The organism is Streptomyces sp. NPDC005181 (assembly GCF_040608395.1).
GTDB lineage: Bacteria > Actinomycetota > Actinomycetes > Streptomycetales > Streptomycetaceae > Streptomyces.
Genome location: NZ_JBEXID010000004.1, coordinates 117,912 through 143,195, shown reverse-complemented (window position 1 = coordinate 143,195; position 25,284 = coordinate 117,912). Strand labels below are relative to the sequence as shown.

General features: G+C 70.5%; 25 protein-coding genes and 3 pseudogenes. 21 read left to right on the top strand and 7 right to left on the bottom strand.

The genetic code is table 11. The annotated features are described in order from the left end of the window. The first annotated feature begins 43 nt into the window (after nucleotides 1–43). From sufD to ABZV38_RS04720, 8 genes are all read left to right on the top strand, one after another. Complete coding sequence (sufD, locus tag ABZV38_RS04755) at nucleotides 44–1,225, top strand: Fe-S cluster assembly protein SufD (protein WP_356324525.1); 1,182 nt, start codon at nucleotides 44–46, stop codon at nucleotides 1,223–1,225. After that, nucleotides 1,225–1,542 (top strand): bifunctional 3-phenylpropionate/cinnamic acid dioxygenase ferredoxin subunit, encoded by a 318-nt coding sequence (locus ABZV38_RS04750; RefSeq protein ID WP_030919832.1) that lies wholly within the window; start codon nucleotides 1,225–1,227, stop codon nucleotides 1,540–1,542. Before sufD ends, ABZV38_RS04750 begins: the two co-directional genes overlap by 1 nt. 7 nt (nucleotides 1,543–1,549) lie before the next feature. Next, complete coding sequence (sufC, locus tag ABZV38_RS04745; RefSeq protein WP_356324522.1) at nucleotides 1,550–2,314, top strand: Fe-S cluster assembly ATPase SufC; 765 nt, start codon at nucleotides 1,550–1,552, stop codon at nucleotides 2,312–2,314. Further along, nucleotides 2,311–3,567 carry a cysteine desulfurase gene (locus ABZV38_RS04740; protein ID WP_356324520.1) on the top strand — a complete coding sequence of 419 codons (1,257 nt, stop codon included), beginning with the start codon at nucleotides 2,311–2,313 and terminating at the stop codon, nucleotides 3,565–3,567. Before sufC ends, ABZV38_RS04740 begins: the two co-directional genes overlap by 4 nt. A gap of 10 nt (nucleotides 3,568–3,577) precedes the next feature. Then, a complete protein-coding gene (gene sufU, locus ABZV38_RS04735; RefSeq protein WP_356324518.1) occupies nucleotides 3,578–4,033 on the top strand; it encodes a Fe-S cluster assembly sulfur transfer protein SufU in 456 nt (151 codons plus the stop codon). Further along, on the top strand, nucleotides 4,030–4,368 hold the full coding sequence (locus ABZV38_RS04730) for a metal-sulfur cluster assembly factor (protein WP_030974666.1): 339 nt from the start codon (nucleotides 4,030–4,032) through the stop codon (nucleotides 4,366–4,368). The genes sufU and ABZV38_RS04730 overlap by 4 nt, the downstream gene beginning before the upstream one ends. Nucleotides 4,369–4,509: 141 nt before the next feature. Beyond that, nucleotides 4,510–5,904 carry a DUF3616 domain-containing protein gene (locus ABZV38_RS04725; protein ID WP_356324515.1) on the top strand — a complete coding sequence of 465 codons (1,395 nt, stop codon included), beginning with the start codon at nucleotides 4,510–4,512 and terminating at the stop codon, nucleotides 5,902–5,904. 65 nt (nucleotides 5,905–5,969) lie between these two features. After that, on the top strand, nucleotides 5,970–6,335 hold the full coding sequence (locus ABZV38_RS04720; protein WP_356324513.1) for a VOC family protein: 366 nt from the start codon (nucleotides 5,970–5,972) through the stop codon (nucleotides 6,333–6,335). Nucleotides 6,336–6,390: 55 nt separating this feature from the next. Here ABZV38_RS04720 and ABZV38_RS04715 read toward each other — a convergent pair whose 3' ends face one another. Further along, a complete protein-coding gene (locus tag ABZV38_RS04715) occupies nucleotides 6,391–7,413 on the bottom strand; it encodes a hypothetical protein (RefSeq protein WP_356324511.1) in 1,023 nt (340 codons plus the stop codon). A gap of 275 nt (nucleotides 7,414–7,688) precedes the next feature. Between ABZV38_RS04715 and ABZV38_RS04710 the strand changes: the two genes are divergently transcribed. Both ABZV38_RS04710 and ABZV38_RS04705 read left to right on the top strand, forming a co-directional pair. Beyond that, nucleotides 7,689–8,009 (top strand): multidrug efflux SMR transporter, encoded by a 321-nt coding sequence (locus ABZV38_RS04710; protein ID WP_356324509.1) that lies wholly within the window; start codon nucleotides 7,689–7,691, stop codon nucleotides 8,007–8,009. Continuing rightward, nucleotides 8,009–8,545 (top strand): TetR family transcriptional regulator, encoded by a 537-nt coding sequence (locus ABZV38_RS04705; protein WP_356324507.1) that lies wholly within the window; start codon nucleotides 8,009–8,011, stop codon nucleotides 8,543–8,545. Before ABZV38_RS04710 ends, ABZV38_RS04705 begins: the two co-directional genes overlap by 1 nt. A 93-nt stretch (nucleotides 8,546–8,638) precedes the next feature. Here the strand turns inward: ABZV38_RS04705 and ABZV38_RS04700 are convergent, their stop codons facing one another. Next, a complete protein-coding gene (locus tag ABZV38_RS04700; protein WP_356324505.1) occupies nucleotides 8,639–9,508 on the bottom strand; it encodes a winged helix-turn-helix transcriptional regulator in 870 nt (289 codons plus the stop codon). 110 nt (nucleotides 9,509–9,618) lie between these two features. On the opposite strand from ABZV38_RS04700, the gene ABZV38_RS04695 reads away from it, so the two are divergent. Beyond that, nucleotides 9,619–10,866: an MFS transporter gene (locus tag ABZV38_RS04695; protein WP_356324503.1), complete on the top strand. Its 1,248-nt coding sequence runs from the start codon at nucleotides 9,619–9,621 to the stop codon at nucleotides 10,864–10,866. Nucleotides 10,867–10,954: 88 nt separating this feature from the next. Then, nucleotides 10,955–11,941, top strand: coding sequence for a 2,3,4,5-tetrahydropyridine-2,6-dicarboxylate N-succinyltransferase (gene dapD, locus ABZV38_RS04690; RefSeq protein WP_356324501.1), 987 nt, complete (start codon nucleotides 10,955–10,957; stop codon nucleotides 11,939–11,941). Here dapD and dapA read toward each other — a convergent pair. After that, nucleotides 11,938–12,822 (bottom strand): 4-hydroxy-tetrahydrodipicolinate synthase, encoded by an 885-nt coding sequence (gene dapA / locus ABZV38_RS04685; protein ID WP_356324499.1) that lies wholly within the window; start codon nucleotides 12,820–12,822, stop codon nucleotides 11,938–11,940. The two genes, dapD and dapA, sit on opposite strands and share 4 nt — an antisense overlap. 146 nt (nucleotides 12,823–12,968) lie before the next feature. Here dapA and ABZV38_RS04680 point away from each other — a divergent pair, with 146 nt between their 5' ends. Beyond that, nucleotides 12,969–13,676, top strand: a complete 708-nt coding sequence (locus ABZV38_RS04680) for a DUF4232 domain-containing protein (protein ID WP_356324496.1) — start codon at nucleotides 12,969–12,971, stop codon at nucleotides 13,674–13,676. A 15-nt stretch (nucleotides 13,677–13,691) separates the two neighbouring features. On the opposite strand, the gene ABZV38_RS04675 is transcribed toward ABZV38_RS04680, so the two are convergent. After that, a complete protein-coding gene (locus tag ABZV38_RS04675) occupies nucleotides 13,692–14,135 on the bottom strand; it encodes a GNAT family N-acetyltransferase (RefSeq protein WP_356324494.1) in 444 nt (147 codons plus the stop codon). Nucleotides 14,136–14,338: 203 nt separating this feature from the next. Here ABZV38_RS04675 and ABZV38_RS04670 point away from each other — a divergent pair. The 6 genes and pseudogenes from ABZV38_RS04670 to ABZV38_RS04645 form a co-directional block, all read left to right on the top strand. Then, nucleotides 14,339–14,479, top strand: a pseudogene (locus tag ABZV38_RS04670) (antibiotic biosynthesis monooxygenase); the annotation flags it as partial. A gap of 310 nt (nucleotides 14,480–14,789) precedes the next feature. Next, on the top strand, nucleotides 14,790–16,247 hold the full coding sequence (locus tag ABZV38_RS04665) for a hypothetical protein (protein ID WP_356324492.1): 1,458 nt from the start codon (nucleotides 14,790–14,792) through the stop codon (nucleotides 16,245–16,247). 178 nt (nucleotides 16,248–16,425) lie between these two features. After that, nucleotides 16,426–17,895 (top strand): alkaline phosphatase PhoX, encoded by a 1,470-nt coding sequence (locus tag ABZV38_RS04660; protein ID WP_356324490.1) that lies wholly within the window; start codon nucleotides 16,426–16,428, stop codon nucleotides 17,893–17,895. A 151-nt stretch (nucleotides 17,896–18,046) separates the two neighbouring features. Beyond that, nucleotides 18,047–18,652 (top strand): annotated as a pseudogene (locus ABZV38_RS04655) (transposase); the annotation flags it as partial. Between the two features lie 49 nt (nucleotides 18,653–18,701). Continuing rightward, nucleotides 18,702–18,882, top strand: a pseudogene (locus tag ABZV38_RS04650) (TROVE domain-containing protein); the annotation flags it as partial. A 78-nt stretch (nucleotides 18,883–18,960) separates the two neighbouring features. Next, nucleotides 18,961–19,191, top strand: a complete 231-nt coding sequence (locus ABZV38_RS04645; RefSeq protein ID WP_014156926.1) for a hypothetical protein — start codon at nucleotides 18,961–18,963, stop codon at nucleotides 19,189–19,191. Nucleotides 19,192–19,312: 121 nt separating this feature from the next. Here ABZV38_RS04645 and ABZV38_RS04640 read toward each other — a convergent pair whose 3' ends face one another. Both ABZV38_RS04640 and ABZV38_RS04635 read right to left on the bottom strand, forming a co-directional pair. Continuing rightward, entirely contained in the window at nucleotides 19,313–20,521 is a 1,209-nt protein-coding gene (locus ABZV38_RS04640; RefSeq protein WP_356324488.1) for a TerD family protein, read from the bottom strand. Between the two features lie 141 nt (nucleotides 20,522–20,662). Continuing rightward, nucleotides 20,663–21,472 (bottom strand): NAD(P)-dependent oxidoreductase, encoded by an 810-nt coding sequence (locus tag ABZV38_RS04635; RefSeq protein WP_356324486.1) that lies wholly within the window; start codon nucleotides 21,470–21,472, stop codon nucleotides 20,663–20,665. A 261-nt stretch (nucleotides 21,473–21,733) separates the two neighbouring features. Here ABZV38_RS04635 and ABZV38_RS04630 point away from each other — a divergent pair, with 261 nt between their 5' ends. Both ABZV38_RS04630 and ABZV38_RS04625 read left to right on the top strand, forming a co-directional pair. Continuing rightward, complete coding sequence (locus ABZV38_RS04630) at nucleotides 21,734–22,711, top strand: 5-dehydro-4-deoxyglucarate dehydratase (protein ID WP_356324484.1); 978 nt, start codon at nucleotides 21,734–21,736, stop codon at nucleotides 22,709–22,711. Then, nucleotides 22,708–23,889, top strand: coding sequence for a hypothetical protein (locus ABZV38_RS04625; protein WP_356324482.1), 1,182 nt, complete (start codon nucleotides 22,708–22,710; stop codon nucleotides 23,887–23,889). Before ABZV38_RS04630 ends, ABZV38_RS04625 begins: the two co-directional genes overlap by 4 nt. On the opposite strand, the gene ABZV38_RS04620 is transcribed toward ABZV38_RS04625, so the two are convergent. Beyond that, complete coding sequence (locus ABZV38_RS04620) at nucleotides 23,872–25,104, bottom strand: MFS transporter (RefSeq protein ID WP_356324479.1); 1,233 nt, start codon at nucleotides 25,102–25,104, stop codon at nucleotides 23,872–23,874. The genes ABZV38_RS04625 and ABZV38_RS04620 overlap by 18 nt on opposite strands. Nucleotides 25,105–25,284: the final 180 nt, after the last annotated feature.

The following is a 25,284-nucleotide window of genomic DNA, read 5'->3' as shown; positions in this document are numbered from 1 at the left end:
AATCCCCCGACTTTTGACAGAGAAAGCGAGCACTACGACAGCCATGGCTGAGGCTCAGAACATTCCGGCGGGGTCCACCACCACCGGGTCCATCGCGGTGGCCGCCGAGTCGACCGTCGCCACGCGCATGAGCGCGCCCCCGTCCTTCGACGTAGCGGACTTCCCGGTCCCGCACGGCCGCGAGGAGGAGTGGCGGTTCACGCCGCTGGAGCGGCTGCGCGGGCTGCACGACGGCACGGCCGTCGCGACCGGTGGCGCCGTCAAGTTTGTGGTGGAGGCCCCCGAGGGCGTCACCGTCGAGACCGTCGGCCGTGACGACGCCCGGCTCGGCCGGGCCGGCACCCCGGTGGACCGCGTCGCCGCCCAGGCGTACTCGTCCTTCGAGCAGGCCTCGGTCATCACGGTCGCCAAGGAGGCCGTGCTTCCCGAGCCGATCCGGATGGCCGTGCACGGCGAGGGCGGTGTGGCCTACGCCCACCAGGTCGTCGAGCTGGGAGCCTTCGCCGAGGCGGTCATCGTCATCGACCACACCGGCGACGCGATCGTCGCGGGCAACGTCGAGTACGTCCTCGGTGACGGCGCGAAGCTCACGGTCGTCTCCGTCCAGGACTGGGACGACACCGCCGTCCACGCCGCCCAGCACAACGCGCTGATCGGCCGGGACGCCACCTTCAAGTCGATCGTCGTCACCTTCGGCGGCGACCTGGTCAGGCTGCACCCGCGGGTCTCCTACGCGGGCACCGGCGGCGAGGCCGAGCTCTTCGGTCTGTACTTCACAGACAAGGGCCAGCACCAGGAGCACCGCCTCCTGGTCGACCACAACACCCCGCACTGCAAGTCCAACGCCGTCTACAAGGGCGCGCTTCAGGGTCAGGACGCGCACGCCGTATGGATCGGTGACGTCCTCATCCAGGCCAAGGCCGAGGGCACCGACACGTACGAGATGAACCGCAACCTGGTTCTCACGGACGGGGCGCGGGTCGACTCCGTGCCGAACCTGGAGATCGAGACCGGCGAGATCGTCGGCGCCGGTCACGCCTCCGCGACCGGCCGCTTCGACGACGAGCAGCTCTTCTACCTGATGTCCCGCGGCATCCCGGCCGAGGAGGCCCGCCGACTCGTCGTGCGCGGCTTCTTCGCCGAACTCGTCCAGCAGATCGGTCTGCCGGACGTCGAGGCCCGTCTGCTCGACAAGATCGAGGCCGAGCTGAAGGCTTCCGTCTGATGGCCTTCGTCAAAGTCTGTGCGCTGAGCGAGCTGGAGGAGGACACCCCGAAGCGGGTGGAGCTCGACGGTACGCCGGTGTCCCTGGTCCGCACCGAGGGCGAGGTGTTCGCGATCAACGACATCTGTTCGCACGCGAACGTCTCACTGTCCGAGGGAGAGGTCGAGGACTGCATGATCGAGTGCTGGCTGCACGGCTCCAGCTTCGACCTGCGCACCGGCAAGCCGTCCGGCCTTCCCGCGACGCGCCCCGTCCCCGTATACCCCGTCAAGATCGAAGGGGACGATGTGCTCGTCTCCGTCACCCAGGAGTCCTGAGTCACCCATGGCAACGCTTGAAATCCGCGACCTGCACGTCTCCGTCGAGGCCGACCACGCCACGAAGGAGATCCTCAAGGGCGTCGACCTGATCGTGAAGCAGGGCGAGACCCACGCCATCATGGGCCCCAACGGGTCCGGCAAGTCGACCCTCGCGTACTCCCTCGCGGGTCACCCCAAGTACACGATCACCAGCGGTACGGTGACCCTGGACGGCGAGGACGTCCTGGCGATGACCGTCGACGAGCGCGCCCGCGCCGGCCTCTTCCTGGCCATGCAGTACCCGGTCGAGATCCCGGGTGTCTCGGTCTCCAACTTCCTGCGTACCTCCGCCACCGCCGTCCGCGGCGAGGCGCCCAAGCTGCGTACCTGGGTGAAGGAGGTCAAGGAGACGATGGCCGACCTCCAGATGGACCCGGCGTTCGCCGAGCGCAACGTCAACGAGGGCTTCTCCGGCGGTGAGAAGAAGCGCCACGAGATCCTTCAGCTGGAGCTCCTCAAGCCGAAGGTCGCGATCCTCGACGAGACCGACTCCGGCCTGGACGTCGACGCCCTGCGCGTCGTCTCCGAGGGCGTCAACCGGGTCCGCGAGAGCGGCGAGGTCGGCACGCTGCTGATCACGCACTACACGCGGATCCTCCGTTACATCAAGCCCGACTTCGTGCACGTCTTCGCCAACGGCCGTATTGCCGAGTCCGGCGGCGCCGAGCTCGCCGACAAGCTGGAGAACGAGGGCTACGAGGCATATGTGAAGGGTGGCGCTTCCGCGTGACACAGCTGCCGGGCCTCCTCGACACCGAGGCGATCCGCAAGGACTTCCCCCTGCTGGATCGTACGGTCCATGACGGGAAGAAGATCGTTTATCTGGACAGTGCGGCGACTTCGCAGAAGCCGCGCCAGGTGCTCGACGCTCTCAATGAGTACTACGAGCGGCACAACGCCAACGTCCACCGCGGTGTGTACACGATCGCGGAGGAGGCCACGGCGCTGTATGAAGGCGCCCGTGACAAGGTCGCCGCGTTCATCAACGCGCCGAGCCGCAACGAGGTGATCTTCACCAAGAACGCCTCCGAGTCGCTCAACCTCGTGGCCAACATGCTCGGCTGGGCCGACGAGCCCTACCGGGTGGACCACGAGACCGAGATCGTCACCACGGAGATGGAGCACCACTCCAACATCGTGCCGTGGCAGCTGCTCTCGCAGCGCACCGGCGCGAAGCTGAAGTGGTTCGGCATCACCGACGACGGCCGCCTCGACCTGTCCAACATCGACGAGATCATCACGGAGAAGACGAAGATCGTCTCCTTCACGCTGGTCTCCAACATCATGGGCACGATCAACCCGGTCGAGAAGATCATCCGCCGCGCCCAGCAGGTCGGCGCGCTGGTCTGCATCGACGCCTCGCAGGCCGCCCCGCACATGGTGCTCGACGTGCAGGCGCTGCAGGCCGACTTCGTGGCCTTCACCGGTCACAAGATGGTCGGCCCGACCGGCATCGGTGTGCTCTGGGGCCGCCACGAGCTGCTGGAGGACCTGCCGCCGTTCCTCGGTGGTGGCGAGATGATCGAGACCGTGTCGATGCACTCGTCGACGTACGCCCCGGCGCCGCACAAGTTCGAGGCGGGTACGCCCCCGATCGCGCAGGCCGTCGGCCTCGGCGCGGCCGTGGACTACCTCTCGGCGATCGGCATGGACAAGATCTTCCAGCACGAGCACGCGATCACCGAGTACGCGGTGAAGCGTCTCCTGGAGGTCCCGGACCTCAGGATCATCGGTCCGGCCACCGCGGAGGACCGCGGCGCCACGATCTCGTTCACGCTCGGCGACATCCACCCGCACGACGTGGGCCAGGTACTCGACGAGCAGGGCATCGCGGTCCGGGTCGGACACCACTGCGCGCGGCCGGTCTGCCTGCGGTACGGAATTCCTGCGACGACGCGAGCGTCGTTCTATCTGTACTCCACGCCTGCCGAGGTCGACGCCCTGGTGGACGGTCTGGAGCACGTACGGAACTTCTTCGGCTGAGGGTTGACTGGTGAAGCTTGATTCGATGTACCAGGAAGTGATCCTGGACCACTACAAGCACCCCCATGGGCGCGGCCTGCGGGACGGCGACGCCGAGGTGCACCACGTCAACCCGACGTGCGGCGACGAGATCACACTCCGGGTGAAGTACGACGGCGAGACCATCACCGATGTGTCGTACGAGGGTCAGGGCTGCTCCATCAGCCAGGCCTCCGCCTCCGTGCTGAACGAGCTGCTGGTCGGCAAGGAGCTGGGCGACGCGCAGAAGATCCAGGAGACCTTCCTGGAGCTGATGCACTCGAAGGGCCAGCTGGAGCCGGACGACGCGATGGAGGAGGTGCTGGAGGACGCGGTCGCGTTCGCCGGTGTCTCGAAGTACCCGGCCCGGGTCAAGTGCGCGCTGCTGAGCTGGATGGCGTGGAAGGATGCGACGGCGCAGGCGCTGTCCGAAGGGAAGACGGCATGAGCGACAACGAGACTCTCACCACCAAGCCGGCCTCCGAGGAGGAGGTCCGCGAGGCCCTGTACGACGTCGTCGACCCCGAGCTGGGCATCGACGTCGTCAACCTGGGCCTGATCTACGGCATTCACATCGACGACGCCAACATCGCCACCCTCGACATGACGCTGACGTCCGCGGCCTGCCCGCTGACCGATGTCATCGAGGACCAGGCGAAGTCCGCGACCGACGGCATCGTCAGTGAGCTGCGGATCAACTGGGTCTGGATGCCGCCGTGGGGCCCGGACAAGATCACGGACGACGGGCGCGAGCAGCTGCGCGCGCTCGGCTTCAACGTCTGAGCCATGTGCATGGCCGAACGGCCCCCGGCTTCTGCCGGGGGCCGTTCGGCGTTGTTCGTCTGCTGGACGCACGGTGTGGGTCCGCCGTTGGCGCGGGAACCGGACCCTACTCCTCGACATCACGCCGACGAGAGGCACCCTGTGCTGCATCAGCTTTCGCTCCGGAATCGCCGGGCGGCCGCCGCCGCGACCGGCGTTCTTGTGCTGACCGCCCTGGGGGTCAACACCCCCGCGCACGCCGTGAGTTACGGGACCCCGACGATCACTCTGTCGGCTGCCTACCTCTCCGGCGCCGTCGGAGCGACCGGCGACCCCGTGATCACCGTCACCGTCGCGCAGAGCGGCGCCGATGTCACCGCGCTCGGCGTGGCGGCGTCCGCCAGCTCCAAGTCGTCCGTCGCCGGAACCGGTGATGTGACCGTGACAGGGGCCGGCGCCACCCGGCAGCTCTCGGTCGCCGCGCACACGCGGGGCTACACGGACCTCACGATCAAGGTCACCGGGCTCGGCGGCAAGACCGCCACCAAGACGCTGCACTACGCCGCGTCCGCCGCTGTGCAGAACTCCGCCGACACGCGCTACCTCACCGGGTCCTCGGACGCCTCGGCCGCCGTCGATGTCGGCGGCGGTTATGCGGTGGTGGCCGACGACGAGTCCAACACGCTGCGACTGTACAGCCGTTCGGCATCCGGTGCGCCCGTGAGGAGCTGGGACGTCGGCTCGGCGCTCGGGGCGGACAAGGAGATCGACATCGAGGGCGCGACCCGGGTCGGGAACACCGTCTACTGGACCGGTTCGCTCGGCAACAACAAGGACGGCGAGTACAAGTCCGACCGCAACACCGTCTTCACCACGACGGTGACCGGGTCGGGCGCCGCCACCCAGCTGACGGTCGGCGGCTCGTACAAGAAGCTCCGGGACGACCTCGTCGCCTGGGACAAGGCGAACGGTAACCGGTACGGCTTCGCCGCCGGTACGGCGAGCGGTCACGTGCCCAAGCAGATCGACGGGTTCAACATCGAGGGTCTGGAGTTCGCACCCGGCTCGGCCACCACGGCGTACCTCGGCTTCCGGGCGCCGCTCGTCCCGCCGAAGGAGGGCGGCAAGGCGCTGATCGTGCCCGTCACCAACTTCGACAAGGTGGCCGGGAGCGGGGCGAAGGCGGCCATCGGCACGCCGATCGAGCTGGACCTCGGCGGGCTCAGCATCCGGGACATCCGGAAGAACGCCGCCGACCAGTATCTGATCGTGGCCGGCTCCTGGGCCGCCGACGACAACTCCGACCCCTACGCGCTCTACTCGTGGGACGGTGTCGCCGGACACGCGCCGGTCAAGCGGGCCGATCTGCCGACCGCGGACCCGGGCGGCTGGGAGGCCGTCGTCGACGTGCCGGACCTGACGGTGCCCGGCGCGCGGGCGCAGCTGATCACGGACGCCGGCTCTGCCGATCTGTACGGGGACGGCACGGAGGCGAAGGACCTCGACCACGCCGAGTGGAAGAAGTCCCGGTCCGTCTGGTTCACCGTCAGCAGCTGACGTACGGGCGCGGCTTCGCGTTATTTCATGGCGAACGGCCATGACCGCCGGGCAGACTGGCGGTCATGGCCGTTTCCTTTTACTCCATTGTCGTCGACGCCCACGATCTGCCGTCGCAGGCCCGGTTCTGGTGCCGGGTGCTCGACTGGAAGGTGCTCTTCGAAGCCGACGACGAAATCGTCATCGGCGCCCACAAGAACGCAGTGCCCGGCATCACCTTCGTCCCCGTACCGGGGGAGAAGGCGGTCAAGAACCGGCTGCACATCGATCTCGCCCCCGACGACCTGGCCGTGGAGGTCGCGCGGATCATCGGCCTCGGGGCCACCCGGCTGGACATCGGCCAGGGCGCCGATGCGAGCTGGGTGGTGCTGGCGGACCCCGAGGGGAACGAATTCTGTGTGCTGAGTCCGAAGAACTCGCTCATCGACTGAGAGCCGCCTGTACCCGAACCCGGGCCGGGCCCGTGTTCACGGGCCCGGCCCGCGCTCACGGGCCGAACTGTGGGGGTACGGCAGCGGCTTCGGCGAGCACCGGGCCCAGGTTCTCGTTGCGCATCCGGCGGTCGACGTAGAGCAGCCCGGTCACCAGCTGCGGGAACGTCGCCGAGACGAGCTGGCCGACCAGCTGGCCCAGCAGCGTCGCCACCAGGTAGCCGCTCATGGCGACAACGACCGCCGTCGGATTCGGGTCGGAGCCCAGGCTCTCCATGCCGATCATGCCGGGGAACATACCGAGGACCGAGAACGGAATCTGGATGATGTAGCTCGCCACGGCCGCCATGACGAAGGCCAGCAGCGAGATGCCGAAGATCCGCCACCAGTCGCCGCGCACCAGCTGCGACGAGCGGCGCAGGGCGGCGACCGGGCGCTGCCCCTCGAAGACCGCGGCCGCGGGGGCCAGTGAGAACTTCACCCAGAGCCAGGTCGCCAGCGGGGCGGTGGCCAGAGCCCCCAGGACGCCCACCGCGATCGCCACCCCGCCACCGGATCCGCCGTCCAGGGTGATGAAGGCGATCATCATGGCGATGAAGGCGACCATCACGAGCACCACCGGGATCGCCGCGACCAGGGAGGTCAGGAAGACCGTGCCGATCACGGCCGGGACCCGCGCCCAGGCCCGGCGCCAGATGATGCCGAATGTGGTCGGCCGGCCCAGCACCGCGTCCTGCAGAACCGCCGGAACCGTGGCGTACATCATCGCCGTGCCGATGATCAGCGCCAGGATGGCCACCAGCCAGACGGCGCCGAAGGCGATCACCAGCGGCACGATGTCCTCCGTGCGCGGGCTCTCCTCCGAGGAGAGTTCGATGACCCGGCGCAGAGGGTCACTGACCGCGGAGTACGCGATCGTGACCGCCACCCCGAGCATGACCAGCGCCCCGCCGTACACGGTCGCGCCCACGCCGAACAGCTGCTTCCAGTAGCGGCCCATCGTGGAGAAGGCTCCGCCGAGTATGTCCCCGAGGCTGAGGGGCCGGAGCGGTATCACCCCGGGCTTCGGCGGCGGCATCCATCCGCCACCCCATCCCGGTGGCCCGGGAGGCCCCCCGTACGGCGCTCCTCCGTACGGTGCGCCGCCCCCGGGCACACCGCCGCCCCACCCTGCGTCCTGCGCCACTGCTGCTCCGTTGTCTGTTGTCGATTCCGTGTGCTGGTCGGGACACCGTAGCGGTCCGGACCCGGGAGCGGATCCCGGCCGGTGGCACCAACCGCCGCGAGCCGGGGGTCCCGGGTCCGGCCGACCGTTGTGTACAGATGTACGCAACGATGCGTACACTCGTACGCATGGGATACGGACTGCTGGCCGCGGCCATCGCGGCGGAGGTGGCCGGGACGACGGCCATGAAGTACAGCGAGGGCTTCACCCGGCTGTGGCCCTCGCTCATCACCGTCGCCGGCTATCTGCTGGCCTTCTCGCTGCTCGCACAGACCCTGAAGACACTCTCCATGGGTACCGCCTACGCCATCTGGGCCGGGATCGGCACGGCCGCGGTCGCCGTCATAGGGGTCCTGTTCATGGGTGAGTCCGGCAACCCGGTCAAGGTGGCGGGCATCGCCCTGGTCATCGCCGGTGTGGTGGTGCTCAACCTGGGCGGAGCCCACTGATGGCCCGCCGTTACGACCCCGAGCGCCGAGGCCGCATCATCGACGCGGCGATCCGGGTGGTCGGCGCCAAGGGCATCGCGGGGCTCAGCCACCGCTCCGTCGCCGCCGAGGCCGATGTGCCGCTCGGCTCGACGACGTATCACTTCGCCTCGCTCGACGAGCTGCTGATCGCCGCACTGCACCGGTCGAACGAGAACTTCGCCCGCGCCATGCGGGAGAGCGAGGCGCTCCTCGCGCCGGACGCGGACCTCGCCGAGGAGCTGGCCCGGCTGCTGGGGGAGTGGTTCTCCGGCGGGCGCGGGCGACTGGAGCTGGAGTACGAGCTGTATCTCGCGGCGCTGCGCCGGCCCGCGCTGCGGCCCGTCGCCGCCGAGTGGACGGACGGCACTGCCGAGCTGCTCGCCGGACGCACCGACCCAGCCACCGCGCGGGCGCTGATCGCACTGATGGACGGGATCTGCCTGCAGGTGCTGCTGACGGGCGGGACGTACGACGCGGCGTACGCGCGGGAGATGCTGGCCCGGCTCATCGGCTGACCCGGGCCGGTCGCCCGGGGGCCGGGCAGGGCAGTTCCGGGCCGGGTGGGCATCGGCGCATCGCTCATCGGCCGACCGGGGCGACCGGCCGGTTCAGCCGCCGACCGCCGTGAGTGCCGCCCGGACGCTCGCCTCGATGTCCGTGATCGGATACAGCGCCTCGCGGACCGTCCGGTCCCGGTCCACCACCAGCGTCAGCCGCTTCAGCCGGCTGACCCCCGCGACCCGGAACGTCGGCAGGCGCAGCGCTGCCGTCAGCTCCAGCTCCGCGTCGGACAGCAGCGGGAAGCGCAGTCCCTCCGCATCCGCGAACGCCCGCTGTTCGTCCGGGCGCTGGGCGGAGACCCCGTGCACACTCGCGCCCGCCGCGGTGAACTCGGCCAACTGGTCGCGGTACGTGCAGGATTCGAGGGTGCAGCCGATGGTGCCCGGGATCTCGGCCCAGCCCGGCGGGTAGGCGTCCCGGCGGGCGTACGCGCCGGGGAAGCAGTACAGGACGGTGTACGGGGTGTCGGCAACGGGGTCGCGCAACACGCCGTCGTAGTCGAGAAGTTGCAGCTCCGGCAGGCGGGTGCCCACCAGGGCGTGCACCCGCGCCGCCTCCTTGGAGGTCTCCGTGGCCGTCGCCATCGTCTCTCCGTCTCCCATCACCCAGGTGTCGCCCCAGTCCTGGAGCGCGATCAACGCCGGCAGCAGCGCGCGGCCGCGCGGGGTGAGCCGGTACTCGTACCGGACCGGGCGGTCCTGGTAGGGATCCCGGGACAGCACGCCGGCGTCGACCAGCAGCCGCAGCCGCTCGGTGAGCACCTTGCGGGACATGCCCAGCTCGTGCTGGAGCGCGTCGAAGCGGTGCACCCCGCGCGCGGTGTCGCGCACGATCAGCAGGGTCCACCAGTCGCCGACGACATCGAGGGCCTGGGCGATCGCGCAGTCGGCGTCGGCCAGGCTGGTGCGCTGCGGCATTGCTTGGTCTTCTTCCGTTCTTTCCCGGGTCGGCCATGGCTGGATTGACCTGTGGAAAGCATGCTGTCATAGTCCGTTCCCAAAAGGAACTCACTCGGAGGGTGCTGCGGATGGGGATGCTGCGGAGCGTGCCGCGGACAGTGCGGCTGCTGGCCTTCGGCGCCTTCCTCAATGGAGTCGTCAGCTTCACCTTCATCTATCTCTTCGTCTATCTGACCGGACCGCGCGGACTGACCGTCCCGCAGGCCGGAGTCATCGCGGGGATCGGCGGCATCGGTCTGGTCGCGGGGAACTTCACCGGCGGCTGGTTCGGCGACCACCACGGCCACCGCCGGATGCTCCTCGCGGGCGCGCTGGTGAGCGGCGCGGCGCTCGTCACCCTGCCGGTCCTGCCGGTCGCGGCGATGTACGGGGTGCTGCCGCTCGCGCAGTACGCGGCCGGCGTCGTACGCGCCGCCAACTCCGCACTCGTCGCCGTCTCCGTCCCCGAGGGCGGCCGGCGCCAGAGCTTCGCTGTGATGCGCGCCGCCGGCAACGCGGGCTTCACCGTCGGCCCGCCGCTCGGCGGGCTGATCGCCGCCCACTTCTCGTACGCATGGCTGTTCGTCGTCGACGGCCTCGGGACGCTGCTCTTCGCCGTGTACGCATCGAAGGTGCTCCCGGCGCGCGGCACCGTGCACACCCGGCCGGCCCACCACCCCGACGCACCCGGGCTCTGGCGGGAGCTGCGGGCCAGGCCCGCCGTGCCGGTACTGCTCGCCGCGATCCTCTGCGTCGACCTCGTCTACCGGCAGCAGTACTCGACCCTGCCCGTCTTCCTCGCCGATCACGGCCGCAGCACCCAGTTCTACGGCTGGCTGCTCGCGATCAACGGCGGCGTCATCCTCTGCCTCGAACTCCCCGTGACTCACGCGCTGCGCCGACGGGCGCCGCTGAGCATCGTCGGCACCGGGCTGGTGCTGGTGGGGCTGGGGTTTGCGCTACTGATCCCGGGGGCCGGGGTGCCGTTCGCCGTGACCATGATGGCGTCGGTGACCGCGGGCGAGATCCTCTACAAGACCACCGCCACGGCCTACGTCGCCGACCAGGCGCCCGCCCATGCGCAGGGCCGCTTCCAGAGCCTGTATGCAGGCGCCTCCATCAGCGGGCAGGTGCTGGCGCCACCGCTCGGCGGCGCGCTCTACACCACCGCGCCGGGGCTGCTCTGGCCGGCCTGTGCGGTGCTGGCGGGCGGCGCGGGCCTTGCGGTGCTGACGGCGCGGCGACTGAGGGGGCCCGGGCCGGGGTCCGTGCAGGGGCCGGTACGCGATGCGCCTGCCGGGCGGGCGCCACCCGTACGGCAGGCGCAGTCCGGGTGACCGGATCGTCCGGGGCCGGCGGGCGTGCGGCGACCATCCGACGAGACCGGTTGGCTCCGGCGGGGCCTCGCCGGTTAGGTTTCGTGTCATGACCGACACGACTTCTCGCACCACCGGCGCCGTCGCCGCCGGCCTCGCCACCATCGCCGGCGACGGTTCCGTTCTCGACACCTGGTTCCCTGCCCCCGCGCTCACCGCCGGGCCCGGCCCGGTCGGAACCGAACGGCTCACCCCCGACCTCGCCGTGAACCTGCTCGGTGAGGGCGCGGCCAAGGCCATCGGCGTGGACGCCCGCCGTGGTGTCGAGATCGTCGCCGTCCGTACGGTCATCGCCTCGCTCGACGACAAGCCGCTCGATGCGCACGACGCGTACCTGCGTCTGCACCTCCTCTCGCACCGCCTCGTCCAGCCGCACGGCCAGAACCTGGACGGTGTCTTCGGCCTCCTCGCCAACGTCGCCTGGACGTCGCTCGGTCCGGTCGCCGTCGACGAACTGGAGAAGGTGCGGCTGAACGCCCGCGCCGACGGCCTGCACCTCCAGGTCACCTCGGTCGACAAGTTCCCCCGGATGACGGACTACGTCGCACCGAAGGGTGTCCGGATCGCCGACGCCGACCGGGTCAGGCTCGGCGCACACCTCGCCGCCGGTACGACCGTCATGCACGAGGGCTTCGTCAACTTCAACGCCGGCACGCTCGGCACGTCGATGGTCGAGGGCCGCATCTCCGCGGGCGTCGTCGTCGGTGACGGCTCCGACATCGGCGGCGGCGCCTCCACGATGGGCACGCTCTCCGGCGGCGGCAAGGAGCGCATCGTCATCGGTGAGCGCTGCCTGATCGGCGCCGAGGCCGGCGTCGGGATCGCGCTCGGCGACGAGTGCGTCGTCGAGGCCGGCCTCTATGTCACCGCCGGTACGCGCATCACGCTGCCGGACGGCCAGATCGTCAAGGCGCGCGAGCTCTCCGGTGCCTCGAACATCCTCTTCCGCCGAAACTCGGTCACCGGCGCCGTCGAGGCCCGCCCGAACAACGCGGTGTGGGACGGCCTCAACGATGTCCTGCACAGCCACAACTAGCTTGTAACGGCGAGGAGTTCCTCGTATGCCCGCCGCAGCCCGTCGGCCGCCTCGCGTCCGGCGGGCTGCAGCGGTTCCCGGACCGGGCCCGCGCCGAGCAGCGCCTTGGCCGTCACGGTGCCGGGCAGACCCGACGCCATCATCAGCTCGGCCAGCGGCAGCGTCAGCCGATTGAGCCGGGCGGCCTCCGCGGTGTCCCCGGCGTCGAACGCGTCGAGGACCGCCCGCAGTTGCCGGGGTGCCACATTGGCGACCGTGCTGACATAGCCCACCGCGCCCACCGCGTACAACGGCAGGTTGAGCTCCTCACAGCCCGAGTAGTACGCGAGCGAGGTCGCGCCGATCACCTTCGTCGAGCCGAGCAGGTCGTACGCGCAGTCCTTCACCGCCACGATGCGCGGGTGCTCGGCCAGCCGCGGCAGGGTTGCCGGCTCGATCCGGGTGCCGGTGCGGCCGGGGATGTCGTACAGCATCAGCGGAACGCCGGTCGCGTCGGCGACGCGCCGGAAGTGCGCCTCGACGGCGGCCTGAGGGGGCCTGCTGTAGTACGGCGTCACAACCAGCAGTCCGTCCGCGCCCGACTGCTCGGCCTGTTGCGCCAGCTCCACGGTGTGCCGGGTGTCCGCACTGCCGACCCCCGCGACGAGCGGCACGCCGTCGCCGACGGCCTCCCGGACCGCGCGCAGCAGTGCGGTCTTCTCTGCGTCGGTGGTGGTCGGGGACTCGCCGGTGGTGCCGCTGAGGACCAGGCCGTCGCAGCCGTCGGCGACGAGGTCGGCGGCATGCTTCCCGGCCGTGTCGAGGTCCAGGTCACCGTCGGCGGTGAACGGCGTGATCATGGCGCAGAGAGCGCGGCCGAAGGGGGCTGCGGATGCTGTCATGTCCGAAGTGTCGGATGGCGGGACCGTAAAGGTCTACTTAGTTTTTCTTGGGGTGAAGGGGAAGGAGCGCTCAACAGTGGTCGCGGCCAGGTCCGCGCTCTGGCATGATCGAACGCCTATGCGGCAGGCCGATCGGGGGCGGGTGCATGAGCGTGCGGGGACCGGCGGGTACGGGGAACGGGACGCGCGGCGCGGTGGCGGCCGTGTGCGTGGCAGGGGCGCTGGCCCTGTCGCTGTCGGGATGCGCCGGATTTCTTGTGCCGGCGGGCGAGGGGGAGCCGGGGCCGACGCCGAGCGTCTCGCGCACACCCGGCCGGGTGCATGCGGACACGTTGCAGCCGGGCGACCTGTCCACCGCCCCGCCCCCGGTGCGGCCACCCGCCGCAGGAGACGCGCACAGCCCCCAGCCCGCCCCGAGCAGCGCCACCCGGGCCGGCTGTCCGTCCTCCGGCGGCGTCGTGGACATGGGCGAGGTGCAGGCGGCGCTGGGCCACCGCGCCGTGGGGCTGACCCTCACCAACTGCGGCAGGAAGCCGTACCGGGTCGACGGCTACCCGTCCGTCCGGGCCCTGGACGACGAGGGCGAACCGCTGCCCGTCAAGGTGAACCCGGGCTCCTCGTACATGGGGACCGACCCGGGTCCGAAAGAGGTCATGCTGAAGCCGGGGGAGACGCTGCGCTCGCTGCTCGCCTGGGTCTCCACCCCGACCGGCGGCGACCTCGTCGAGGGTGACGCGCTGGAGATCGCACCGGCACCGGGGCTGGAGGCGCGCACGTTCCCGCTGGAGGGAAGCGACGTACGGCTGCTCGACGAGCTGAACATGACCGCCTGGCGTGCCGCGTCGCCCCAGTAGAGCCGGCAGGGCGGCTCAGAGGGCGAGCTTGAAACCTTCGTGGCTGCGGGCGAAGCCCAGCGACTCGTAGAACCGGTGCGCGTCCGTACGCCGCTTGCCGCTGGTCAGCTGTACCAGCGCGCACCCCCGCAGCCGGGCCCGGTCGACGGCCTGCTTCATCAGCTCCCGCCCCAGGCCACCGCCCCGCCGGTCGGCCCGGATCCGCACCGCCTCGATCAGCGCCCGCTCCTTGCCGCGCTTGCCGAGCCCCGGTATGTAGGTGGCCTGCAGGCAGCCCAGCACCGTGTCGCCGTCCGCCAGCACGAGCATCTCGTTGCGCGGATCGCCTTCGATATCGGCGAAGGCCTTCTCGTACGCCTCGTCGACCACGACCGAGGCCGGGTCGACGACCCGGTCCTCGTCGGCGAGGAGCGCGAGGACGGCGGGCAGGTCGGCGCGGGTGGCGGTGCGAAGGATCACCCACCGGAGTCTGGCACGGGCTCCTGAGCGCTCACGAACCGGATACCGGTGCGGTCGCTCGGCCGCCCGGCCTACGGCACAGGGCGCCCGCGAAACCGTTGATTGACCTCAAGCGCGCTTGACGTATCAGGGTGGTCGTCAGCGGCGCACCGCAGGGGTGCCCCGGTGAGGAGGGCCGTCATGAGCGTGCAGTTCGAGTGGCGCACATCGAGGCGCTCGCCGCTCCCGGCGACGGCATCGGGTCGAAGACGCCGTACTGGGAGCGGGTGCAGTCGTACCCGGGGGTGACCGGCGGTGGCGTGCACCGCTACACGCCCGCGCTCAGTCTGCGGGCGGGCGCGTAGCGGCCGAGGGCCGGGAGCCACGGACGGAAGAGCAGCACCCGTGGATCGAGGCGGCGGTGGTACGGGCGGACGGTGCGGGGGCAGCACGGGCTCCGGGGGCGTGGAAGGTGGCTGAGGGGGGGTGCCCATACCCGTCGATTCCTTGGCTGTGCAGGGCAGTTGTCGAGTTCCGTCGAGTGCCCGGCCGCTGTCCTTCGTATGAACCGGGTGGCATGGAGCGAAATACGTCTACGCTTGGTCGGCCTGGGACCGCTTCCCCCTGCGGGTCGGTCCGAGCCCGTACCCCCGTACGTCCGAGGAGAACCACCTGATGTCCGCAGAGCGCCCCACCCTGCCGCCGGTACGGCTGCACACCGAGGCGGAGCTGGCACGGGACGCGCTGGCCGCACCGCTGCTCGCCCGCGCCGTCCGGCTCGCCCGCTGGGCCGGACCCGCGACCCGGGTCGGCGCCGGCGGCGAGCTCGTCGAGGCGCAGCTGCCCGCGGCGGCCGAACGCCTGGGGCTGGCAGCGGACGAGGACGGTGCCGCGGAGGCCAGTGAGGCGTGGCGGCTCGCAGTCGACACGGGGCTCCTCGACGTCCACGACCCGGAGGGGGAGGACGACGGAGACGATGCCGAGGGGACCGTCAGCGCGGGGGAGAACCTGGGGCTGCTGACCGGCGGCTCCCCGCAGGACGTCCTCACGATCTGGCTCGACGGCCTGGAGGCCGTGCACGCCGACGCCACCGCACCCGTCCTGGACGACTTCGCCGATCTCGTCGGCGAGGACGGCTCGATCGACTTCGACTCCCTGGACTGGGACCCGGAGGCGGAAGCCGAATTCCTCGACGGCGTGCTCGGCAACCTGTATCTGCTCACGGTCGGCGACGGCAGGGAGGGCGAGGCACCCGTACCGCTGCCCGCACTCGCCGCGTCGATGATCGTGCCCGATGACATGGGCGAGCCCACCGACGATGTCCTGGAACAGGTGTCGGAGGCGATGATGCGCCTCGACGACCAGTTCCGGCTTCTCGAGCCGATCGGGATCGTCGCCTACCGGCCGGTGGACGAGGCACTGCTCGTCGAAGAGGGCGAGGAGGCCCAGCCGCCGGCCGACGACGAGGACGTCAGCCGGTACGGCATGGTGCGGCTGACCCCCCTCGGTCTGTACGGCATCCGGGCGCGGATGCTGGAGGCCGGCATCGACGCCCCGGCGATCGGCGATCTCGCGGACAAGGGCGCGGACACGCTCCTCGGCGGCATCGCGTACTACCCGGAGGCGGCGGCGCGCAGCGAGGTCGAGCTGTGGCTCGCCCGACGCGGCCCGGACGGGGCCGCGGCCGAACTGCTGGACGCGGCACGCGGCGCGGACCAGCAGGCTCCGCTACGCCGGCTCCATTGTCAGCAGGCGCTCGCCCTGGTCGGCGCGGAGGCGGAGCCCGCGGTCCGTGCGGTGCTCGACGACGCGGAACTGGGCGGCCTCGCCCGGGTCTGGCTCGCCGAGCGCGGCGCGACGGACGTGCCTCCGCCGCCGGAGTCGATGATCTTCTGGCTCGCCATCGACACGATCGCCGCCCAGCTGGAGGCGGACGGCGATCTGGACGAGCTCCAGGGGCTGGTCGAGGGACTCTCCGGCCAGCACAGCGGTTTCTTCGACGAGGCGTGGCGGGTGGCGCACCCGGCGACGGCGGACGTCCTGGAGGCGATGGGGCGGCTGCACAGCGACAAGAAGAAGGCGAAGGAAGCGCGGAAGGCGGCGTTCAAGGCGCGGTCGCGCTCGGGCGGCTGAGCGGGGCGGCCGGGCCGGGCTGTCGAGTCGGGCAGCCGAGCGAGGGCGGCGGTAGGGACTCTGTGAAGGTTCACAGAAAGGATGCCGCTTGAAGTCGCCCTCAGTTCAACTGGTGTTCGTGCAGGGGCGGGAGCGTGAGTCCGCAAACACCCGTCCCAGCAGCTCCAGGAGTTTCGTGATGCCCTTCACGCGCAGGGAATTCACCAAGCAGTCCGCCCTCACCGGCGCCGGCATCGCCCTGACCGGTACCGTCGCCGCCCTGGCTACCGCCCCTGGTGCCCTCGCCGCGCAGGAGTCCGGCCACGGCCACGACGACCACCACGGTAATGACCACGGACACGGTCACAGCGACGAGCCCGGCTACGGGCCGCTGGTCTCCGATCCGAAGGGCATCATCGCGCTGCCCGCCGGATTCTCGTACCGCATCATCACCCACAGCGGTGTCACCAAGCTGGAGTCCGGCGAGTACACCCCCTCCAACCACGACGGCACGGCCACCTTCGAGGGCCCGCGCGGCGTCACCCTGCTCGTCAACAACCACGAGCTGAGCGGCACCCGGGCCGGCTGGGAGCACCCCGTCCCGCTCGCCGAGGGCCTCGTCTACGACCCGATCGCCGCCGGTGGCTGCACCGTCGTCGAGACCCGCCGCGACGGCCGCACCGCCGAGTGGGTCGGTATCGCCGGTACGTCCACCAACTGCGCCGGTGGCGCCTCCCCGTGGGGCACCTGGCTCACCTGCGAGGAGACCGAGGACAAGGCCGGCAAGAACGGTCTGCTCAAGGACCACGGCTACGTCTTCGAGGTCGACCCGTACGACGAGCGCGCCAACCGCGACCCGCGCCCGATCAAGGCGTTCGGCCGGTACGCCCACGAGGCTGTCGTCATCGACCCCAAGCTCGGCCACGCCTACCTGACCGAGGACGCGGCCGGCCCCAACGGGCTGCTCTACCGCTGGGTTCCGCCGCACGACTTCAAGCACGGCCGCGGCAAGCTGCGCACGCTCGCCGACGACGCCGGTGTCCTCCAGGCCACCAAGTGCTTCGACAGGAGCGGCAAGTTCGTCGACGACCTGTCCCGCGCCACGAAGATCGGCACGGTGTACGGCGTGGACTGGGTCGACGTCGTCGACCGGGACGCCAAGACCGTCTCCGTGCGCAAGCAGTTCGGCGACCAGGACGTCACCCGCGCCCGCAAGCTCGAAGGCATGTGGTGGGGCGACGGCGGCGTCTACATCGTCTCCTCGTTCGCCCGTGGGGAGAGCCCCGTCCAGCACGACGGCCAGGTCTGGTTCTACGACCCGAAGCGCCGCACGCTGACGCTGAAGGTGCTCCTCGGCGTGAACGCCGACCCGTCGAAGGACGGTGCCTTCGACGGCCCGGACAACATCACCGTCTCGCCGTACGGCGGTCTGGTCATCGCCGAGGACGGCGAGGGCGTCCAGCACCTCTTCGGGGCGACGGAGAGCGGCCGCACTTACCCGATCGCGCGCAACGAGCTGAACGCGGGCACGGCCGAGGAGCCGGAGTACAGCGAGTTCACCGGTGTCACCTTCTCGCCCGACGGGAAGACGCTGTTCGCCAACATCCAGACGCCCGGCATCATGCTCGCCATCACCGGCCCGTGGAAGCGCCAGCCGAACCGGCACTGACGTACCGTCCGGACACCGCGGGAAAACCCGTCGCGCGTCCGGAGGCCGGTCTTCCAAGGTCCTGTCTGTGCCCAGGTGCGCAGGCAGGACCTACTTCCACTTTCATGGGGATGTCGCGGGTTCGAGTCCCGCCCGGACACGGCCGGGAACTCCCAGCTGCCCCTCCTCGGTGCGTGTGTATCAGGACAGTGTCGGGCACTGGTACTGCTCGTTCGTCGTTCCCGCCCAAGCCGAGCCGCTGCCCGCCACCGGCCGCGTGATCGGCATCGACTGGGGCGTGAAGGAAACGGCGACCACCACCAGCGAAGGCCACGACCTCCCGCACGCCGGGCACGGCAGGAAAGCCAAGGAGAAGTTGACCCGATACGACCGGATGATGGCCCGCCGCAAACCCGGCAAGGGACAGTCTGGATCGAAGGGCTACCGCGAAGCGAAGAAGCTCCGCGCCAAGGCATACAAGAAGGTCGCCCGGCAGCGGCAGGACACCGGCCGCAAGTGGGCCAAGAAGGTTGTGACAGACCACGACGCCCTGGCTGTGGAGGACTTCAAGCCGAAGTTCCTCGCCAAGACCACCATGGCCCGCAAGGCCACCGACGCCGCCATCGGCGCCACCAAGGCGGCCTTGATCGAGATGGGCCGCAAGCACGGACGGACGGTACACCTGGTACACCCCGCGCACACCACGATGGACTGCGCGCACTGTGGAGCGAGAGCCAAGCACGCACTGCCGCTGGGTGAGCGCATATACACCTGCACCCCCTCTGAAGGGAGGGGACCATTCAAGTACTACGGGGATGCCACCGGCCACCGAGGCCGTCCCGGCGAGTGTGCCCGTGTACACCTGGAATCTGGCCGGATACCGGGTCGGGCACGCCCCGTCCGGAAGCGAGAACCGCCACACCTTCGGGGGGGCTTTCAGACGTCGCATTCCGCATGGTGCCCCTGCTGGAGGCGGGGCGGGACGCCGACTGGCCCTGGAAAAGCTGATTACGAATACGGCATCAGTGGGCGCCCAGAAGCGGTCGGGCATGGCGTCGGGCGCCCCGGAGGCGCATACTCAAGGTAATGAAACAGTCAGCCGGATCCCGGCGTCACCTGCCTTCCAGTCCCTTCAACCGCCCGGCCCAGGCGGCCCCACCGGTCGAATGCTTCGATGTGGGCGACAGGGTGTCGCACGACCAGTTCGGACTCGGTCGAGTCCTTGCTGTCGAGGGCGACAACGACGCAGTGCTCATCGACTTCTCGGGGCGACAGGGGAGGATCCTGAGCCCGTACTCCAAGCTGACCAAGCTCTGAGAGGGACGACGAGCGTACGAAGCGTCCGTCCCGCACTCCCCTTCCGGGGCACCTGCAGATCCAGCAGGTGCCCCGGAAGCCATTTCAGGAGCCGGGCTCCAGGAGTGTACGGAGCGGCCTTCTACAGCGCCTGGGCTGCGGGCTTGACCATGCCGCGGACGGTGCGCGACTTCACGAAGTCGCCCATGGCTGTCATCTCCCACTCGCCGGAGAACTGCTTGACCAGCTTCGCCATCATCACGCCGGTCTGCGGTTCGGCGCCGGTCAGGTCGAAGCGGACCAGCTCCTCGCCGGAGGCCGCGTCGATCAGCCGGCAGTAGGCCTTGGCGACCTCGGTGAACTTCTGGCCGGTGAACGAGTTGACCGTGAAGACCAGCCCCGTCGCCTCCGGGGGGATCCGGCCGAGGTCCACGACGATCACCTCGTCGTCCCCCGCGCCCTCGCCCGTGAGGTTGTCGCCGGAGTGCTTGATCGCGCCGTTCAGGATGGAGAGCTTGCCGAAGTAGCAGCTGTCCAGGTGGTTCCGGTTGGGGCCGTAGGCGATCACCGAGGCGTCGAGGTCGATGTCCTTGCCGCGGAACGCGGGCTCCCAGCCCAGACCCATCTTGACCTGGGAGAGCAGCGGGCGGCCGCCCTTGACCAGGGACACTGTCTGGTTCTTCTGGAGGTTGACCCGGCCCTTGTCGAGGTTGATCTTGCCGGTACCGGCGGGCGCCGGAGCGGCGACGGGCGGGGCCGGCGGAGCGGCCGGGGCGGGGGGAGCGGCGATCCGCGCGTCCACAGGGGCGGCGGGCATCGGGGGTGCGACCGGGGCGGGCGGCGCGGCGGGCTCCTCGACCGAGACGCCGAAGTCCGTGGCGATGCCCGACAGCCCATTGGCGTAGCCCTGGCCGACCGCTCGGGCCTTCCAGGCGCCATTGCGCAGATAGACCTCGATGACCACGAGCGCCGTCTCGGCGCCGAGACCGGGCGGGGTGAAGGTGGCGAGCACACTGCCGTCGTCCGCGTTGCGCACGGTGGCGGTGGGCTCGATGCCCTGGAATGTCTGGCCCGCCGCGTCCGGGCTCGCCGTGACAACGATCTTCTCGATGCCGGGTGGCACTGCGGCGGTGTCCACCACGATCGCGTCCGGCGCGGTGCCGCCGCCGGAGCGGTAGGTCACGCCGGGGCCGGTGGGCTGGTTGTAGAAGATGAAGTCGTCGTCGGAACGCACCTTGCCGTCGGCGGTGAGCAGCAGGCCCGAGACGTCGAGCCGCACCGGGGCGGCGACGTCCACCGCCACGCGGGCGGCGGAGAGAGGGATGTTCGAGCCGGGGGTCATAGCGGTCATGCTCGGGGTAACGAACGACCCCGCTTTGCCGTTCCCTTACCTTCGGCCGCCTTCGGATACCTCGGGCGCGCCCCGTCAGGACGCGCCGAGCCGGGACGCGCCCCGGTCGGCATGCGCCTGGTCGGGCCGGTACGTGTCCCGTCAGTACGGCCAGGTCGGCGGATCGGTGACGAAGTGGCCGCCGAGGTGGGCGTGGTCCGGGTTGTCCGGGTCGAGTTCACCCTGGTCCGCGACGAGCCTCTCCGCGTACTGCTCGGAGTCGTCCTGCGGCTCGTACCCGAGCGACCGGGCCGTGGTCAGGTCCCACCACAGGCGGGTGTTGTCGGAGGAGCCGTAGACCACCGTGTGGCCTACCTCGTCGGCGGTGAGCGCCGCGTGGAAGAGCCGGGCGCCGTCGCCGGGGCTCATCCAGACCGACAGCATCCGTACGGACGTCGGTTCCATGAAGCAGGAGCCGATGCGCACGGAGACGGTCTCCAGGGCGTGCTTGTCCCAGTAGAGCTGGGCGAGGTCCTCGCCGAACGACTTGGAGAGGCCGTAGAAGGTGTCGGGGCGGCGCGGTGTGCCGATCGGGATCAGCGGGTCGCCGGGGAGGGGGCGCGGGGTGTAGCCGAGGGCGTGGTTGGAGGAGGCGAACACGATGCGCCGGACGCCCTCCTCGCGCGCGGCCTCGTAGAGGTTGTACGTCCCCTCGATGTTGGACCGCAGGATCTTGTCGAAGGAGGCTTCCAGTGAGATGCCCGCGAGGTGGATGATCGCGTCGACGCCGCGCACGGCCTCGCGCAGCGCCCCCTTGTCGCCGAGGTCGGCCGTGATCGCGTCCGGCTCACCCTCGATGGGGGTGACGTCGAAGAGGCGGAGCTCGTAGCCGTACGCGGGCAGCAGGCCGCGCATCAGGGTGCCGAGGCCGCCGGCGGCGCCGGTGAGCAGGACGGTGCGGGGAGCGGGCATTCGCTGATCTCCTCGGTACATACGCGCGACACATCAAATCCATGGACGACATTCACATGCATGGACAAACTAAGAAGTGAGGGTGTGGCGCGTCAAGTGGTGCGCACCTCGGGTGCAGGGGTGCCGGCTCCGTCCCGACGCTCCTCCATGGTGCAGGTACTCGTCTTGACCTGCCCCGCGCGGCTGCCTTAACTTGGTGGCGTTCATGAATATGGACACCGATCAGAATTGTGCACGCCTGAATCCGCTCAGGGAGCGCCCGTGACCTCAGCCCCCCTTGCCGCCCGACTCACCCATGTCGCCGGGCCGCTCTTCTTCCCCGTGACCGCCTATGGGCCGGACGGCGCCGTGGACCTCGATGCCTTCCGCGCGCATGTGCGCAGCGGCATCGATGCCGGTGCGGCCGCCGTCTTCGCCTGCTGCGGCACGGGCGAGTTCCACGCGCTGACGCCGGAGGAGTTCCGTCTCGTCGTCGCCGCGGCGGTCGAGGAGACCGCCGGGGAGGTGCCCGTCGTCGCGGGCGCCGGGTACGGCACGGCGCTCGCGATCCAGTACGCGAAGCTCGCCGAGGAAGCGGGCGCGGACGGGCTCCTCGCCATGCCGCCGTACCTGGTCTTCGCCGATCAGGAAGGGCTGCTCGCCCACTACACGGCGCTGGCCGCGGCCACCTCTCTGGAGACGATCGTCTACCAGCGCGACAACGCCGTCTTCACCCCGGAGACCGTCGTCGCCCTGGCCAGGACGCCCGGGATCATCGGTCTCAAGGACGGCTACGGCGACCTCGACCTGATGCAGCGCATTGTCAGCGCCGTCCGCACCGAGCTGCCCGGCCAGGACTTCCTGTACTTCAACGGGCTGCCCACCGCCGAGCTCACCGGGCTCGCCTACCGTGGCATCGGCGTCACGCTCTACTCCTCCGCCGTGTTCGCCTTCGCGCCGGACATCGCCCTCGCCTTCTACCGGGCGCTGGACTCCGGTGACGACGAGTTCGCCAACGCGCTGCTCGACCAGTTCTACCGGCCGCTCGTCGAACTGCGTGCCAAGGGCCGCGGCTACGCCGTCTCGCTGGTCAAGGCTGCGGTCCGGTTGGAGGGCCTGGAGGTCGGCGAGGTCCGTACCCCGCTCACCGAGCCGCCCGCCGCGCACATCGGGGAGCTGGCCGGGATCATCGAGCGCGGCCGCGCCCTGCTGGAGAAGTACGGACAGGCCAGGACCGCACCCGAGGGGCCCGCAGCGTGAAGGCCTCCGCCTTCCTGTACCCGTGGGACATCATCGGGGACCCGGACGCGGCCGCCCGCGTCGCGGACCTCGGTGTCGGGCAGGTGACGCTCGCCGCCGCCTACCACTCGACCCGGGCACTGACCCCGCGTCACCCCGGCCGCCGGATCGTCACCGCCGAACACGCCGCGGTGCTGTACCCGGCGGACGCCGGCCGGTGGGCGGGGCGCGCACTGCGCCCGTACGCGCAGTCCTGGGTGGCCTCGGACGATCCGTACGACGAGGCCGCGCAGGCGCTGACGGACGCGGGTCTGGAGGTGCACAGCTGGGTGGTGCTCGCGCACAACTCCCGGCTGGGCGCCGACCATCCGGAGACCTCGGTGGTCAACGCGTACGGCGACCGCTACCCGTGGGCGCCCTGCATCGCACAGCCCGCGGTCCGCGCGTACCTGGTGGAGCTGGCGGGCGAAGCGGCGGTGCGCGGCGGTACGCACGGCACCGAACTGGAGTCCTGCGGCTGGTACGGCTTCGCGCATCTGCACGCCCACGACAAGATCGCGGGCGTCGGCCTCGGGGACGCGGCGCAGTACCTGATGTCGCTCTGCTTCTGTCCCGGCTGCCGGACCGGATACGGCGAACACGACGTGGAGGCAGATGAGTTGAGCCGGGCCGTGTGCGCGGCCCTGGAGCCGGTCTGGGCAGGGTCCGGATCGTCGGAGGCCGGCTGGTCCGGCGTCGAGAAACTCCTCGGCGCCGATCTCGCCGCCGCCACCCTGGAGTTCCGCGGCCAGGCCGCCCGCACGCTTCAGGAGTCCGTGGTCGCCGCTGTGCGGGCGGCGGCCGCGGAGAACTTCCAGGTGCTGCTGCACGCCGACCCCGCCTTGTACCGCTCCGGTGCGAACGTGGGCGTCGATCCGCAGCACATCCTCTCCGTGGCCGAAGGGGTGGTGCTGCCCTGCACCGGCGGTGACGCGGCGCGCGAGTCGGTCCTCGGACCGTTCGCGGGCCGGTCCGACCGGGTGGTCGCCGCCAACTTCACCGTGGTCGGCGGCATGGGCGGCAGCCCCGCCACGCTGGAACGCGACGCCGCGCACGCGGCCTCGCTCGGCGCGAACCAACTGCGCCTGTACCACGCCGGGCTGGCTTCTGACCCGGACCTGAGGACGGTAGCCGAAGCGCTGTCACGCCTCGGTCGATGACGGCACCGGATCGGTGGGGGCGGCCGTCGGCCGGCCCCACCGATCTGTGACCAGCAGGGCCGCGGTCAGCAGCCCCGCCGCCCCGATCAGCGGCAGCAGCACCCGGATGTCCAGCACCGCGATCAGCCCCGCGCCGAGCGCCAACGCCACCGCGTTCGGCACCATCATCAGCGCGTTGGCGGTCGCCGTCGTACGGCCCAGCACGGCGTCCGGCGTCTCCCGCTGCACCGCCGTCATCGCGGCGATCAGCACGCACGGCAGCCCCGCCCCGATCGCGGCGCTCGCGGCCAGCGCCACCGCGTCGTACGGCAGCGCCCGCACCCCCACCGCCACCGCGAACAGCGCGATCCCGGCCGCGGTGAACACCCGCTCCGGCAGCCGCCGCAGCAACGGACCGGTCAGCAGCCCGATCGCGACGGACCCGGCGCCCTGCACCGCGTACAGCACACCCGCGTACGTGGGGGAGTGCCCGAGCCCCTCGTCCACGAGGGCGTAGACCGCCGCCCCGCTGAGCCCGGCACAGAGCATCGTCGCCGAACCCGCCAGCACCAGTGGCCGCAGCACCGGCGAGTGCCACACCTGCCGGATCCCCGCGGCCAGTTCGCCACGCCGGTCCGTGCGGTCCGGCCGGGCCGGTTCGCTCACCCGCAGCAGCGCGCAGACCCCCGCGGCCAGTGCGAACGACACCGCATCGAGCAGCGCCACCGCGCCGCCCCCGAACCGGGCGTACAAGCCGGCGCCGGTCAGCGGCGCGAGGAGCTTCATGCCCTCGGTCGCGATCATCCGGAGCCCGTTGAAGTCGCCGAGCAGCCCGGCGTCGACGGTGTGCGCGACGAGCGCCGCCTCGGCCGCGTCCAGCACGACACCGCTCACCCCGTAGAGCACGAGGACGGCGAAGAGGATCCAGATCCGCTCCGCCGAATCGACCGTGAGCAGGACGGTGAGCAGCCCCGCCATGGCGAGGTTCGCCCGGATCAGCAGGGGTCTGCGGCGTACCCGGTCGGCGAGGGCGCCGAGCGCGGGCCCGGCCAGCGAGGGAAGCCACATGGCGAACACGGCGAGCGCCGCCAGGCTGTCCGACCCGGTCAGGGACTTGACCCAGATCCCCGCCGTGAGCCACATCGCGGACGTCCCGAACCTCGTGACGACGACTGCCGTCAGATACAGACCGGCGTTGCGATCCCGCAGCACCCTGCCCGCCGCCGACCCTGCCATGGCACTCCCCGAAACCTCGTCGAACTGCACGTGTGTGGGGGACTCATGCTGGCGACTAAGGACGTATCCGGACATCGGGCAGATGCCTTACACCGAGTTGCCGGAAGTTCTTCCGTCAGAAGCGTTGACGAAACATTTGGACCGCCTCTAGCTTCAACGCGTCGTACTTCGTACGTCATA

Excerpts from the sequence above, each read along its gene's own strand:
- ABZV38_RS04620 (WP_356324479.1), bottom strand. The coding sequence starts at position 25,104 with ATGGCAGGGTCGGCGGCGGGCAGGGTGCTGCGGGATCGCAACGCCGGT.
- dapD (WP_356324501.1), top strand. The coding sequence starts at position 10,955 with ATGACCGACACGACTTCTCGCACCACCGGCGCCGTCGCCGCCGGCCTC.
- sufD (WP_356324525.1), top strand. The coding sequence starts at position 44 with ATGGCTGAGGCTCAGAACATTCCGGCGGGGTCCACCACCACCGGGTCC.
- dapA (WP_356324499.1), bottom strand. The coding sequence starts at position 12,822 with ATGACAGCATCCGCAGCCCCCTTCGGCCGCGCTCTCTGCGCCATGATC.
- ABZV38_RS04660 (WP_356324490.1), top strand. The coding sequence starts at position 16,426 with ATGCCCTTCACGCGCAGGGAATTCACCAAGCAGTCCGCCCTCACCGGC.
- ABZV38_RS04680 (WP_356324496.1), top strand. The coding sequence starts at position 12,969 with ATGAGCGTGCGGGGACCGGCGGGTACGGGGAACGGGACGCGCGGCGCG.
- ABZV38_RS04645 (WP_014156926.1), top strand. The coding sequence starts at position 18,961 with ATGAAACAGTCAGCCGGATCCCGGCGTCACCTGCCTTCCAGTCCCTTC.
- ABZV38_RS04695 (WP_356324503.1), top strand. The coding sequence starts at position 9,619 with ATGGGGATGCTGCGGAGCGTGCCGCGGACAGTGCGGCTGCTGGCCTTC.
- ABZV38_RS04640 (WP_356324488.1), bottom strand. The coding sequence starts at position 20,521 with ATGACCGCTATGACCCCCGGCTCGAACATCCCTCTCTCCGCCGCCCGC.
- ABZV38_RS04720 (WP_356324513.1), top strand. The coding sequence starts at position 5,970 with ATGGCCGTTTCCTTTTACTCCATTGTCGTCGACGCCCACGATCTGCCG.
- ABZV38_RS04750 (WP_030919832.1), top strand. The coding sequence starts at position 1,225 with ATGGCCTTCGTCAAAGTCTGTGCGCTGAGCGAGCTGGAGGAGGACACC.
- ABZV38_RS04665 (WP_356324492.1), top strand. The coding sequence starts at position 14,790 with ATGTCCGCAGAGCGCCCCACCCTGCCGCCGGTACGGCTGCACACCGAG.
- ABZV38_RS04700 (WP_356324505.1), bottom strand. The coding sequence starts at position 9,508 with ATGCCGCAGCGCACCAGCCTGGCCGACGCCGACTGCGCGATCGCCCAG.
- ABZV38_RS04715 (WP_356324511.1), bottom strand. The coding sequence starts at position 7,413 with ATGCCGCCGCCGAAGCCCGGGGTGATACCGCTCCGGCCCCTCAGCCTC.
- ABZV38_RS04710 (WP_356324509.1), top strand. The coding sequence starts at position 7,689 with ATGGGATACGGACTGCTGGCCGCGGCCATCGCGGCGGAGGTGGCCGGG.
- ABZV38_RS04730 (WP_030974666.1), top strand. The coding sequence starts at position 4,030 with ATGAGCGACAACGAGACTCTCACCACCAAGCCGGCCTCCGAGGAGGAG.
- ABZV38_RS04635 (WP_356324486.1), bottom strand. The coding sequence starts at position 21,472 with ATGCCCGCTCCCCGCACCGTCCTGCTCACCGGCGCCGCCGGCGGCCTC.
- sufC (WP_356324522.1), top strand. The coding sequence starts at position 1,550 with ATGGCAACGCTTGAAATCCGCGACCTGCACGTCTCCGTCGAGGCCGAC.
- ABZV38_RS04705 (WP_356324507.1), top strand. The coding sequence starts at position 8,009 with ATGGCCCGCCGTTACGACCCCGAGCGCCGAGGCCGCATCATCGACGCG.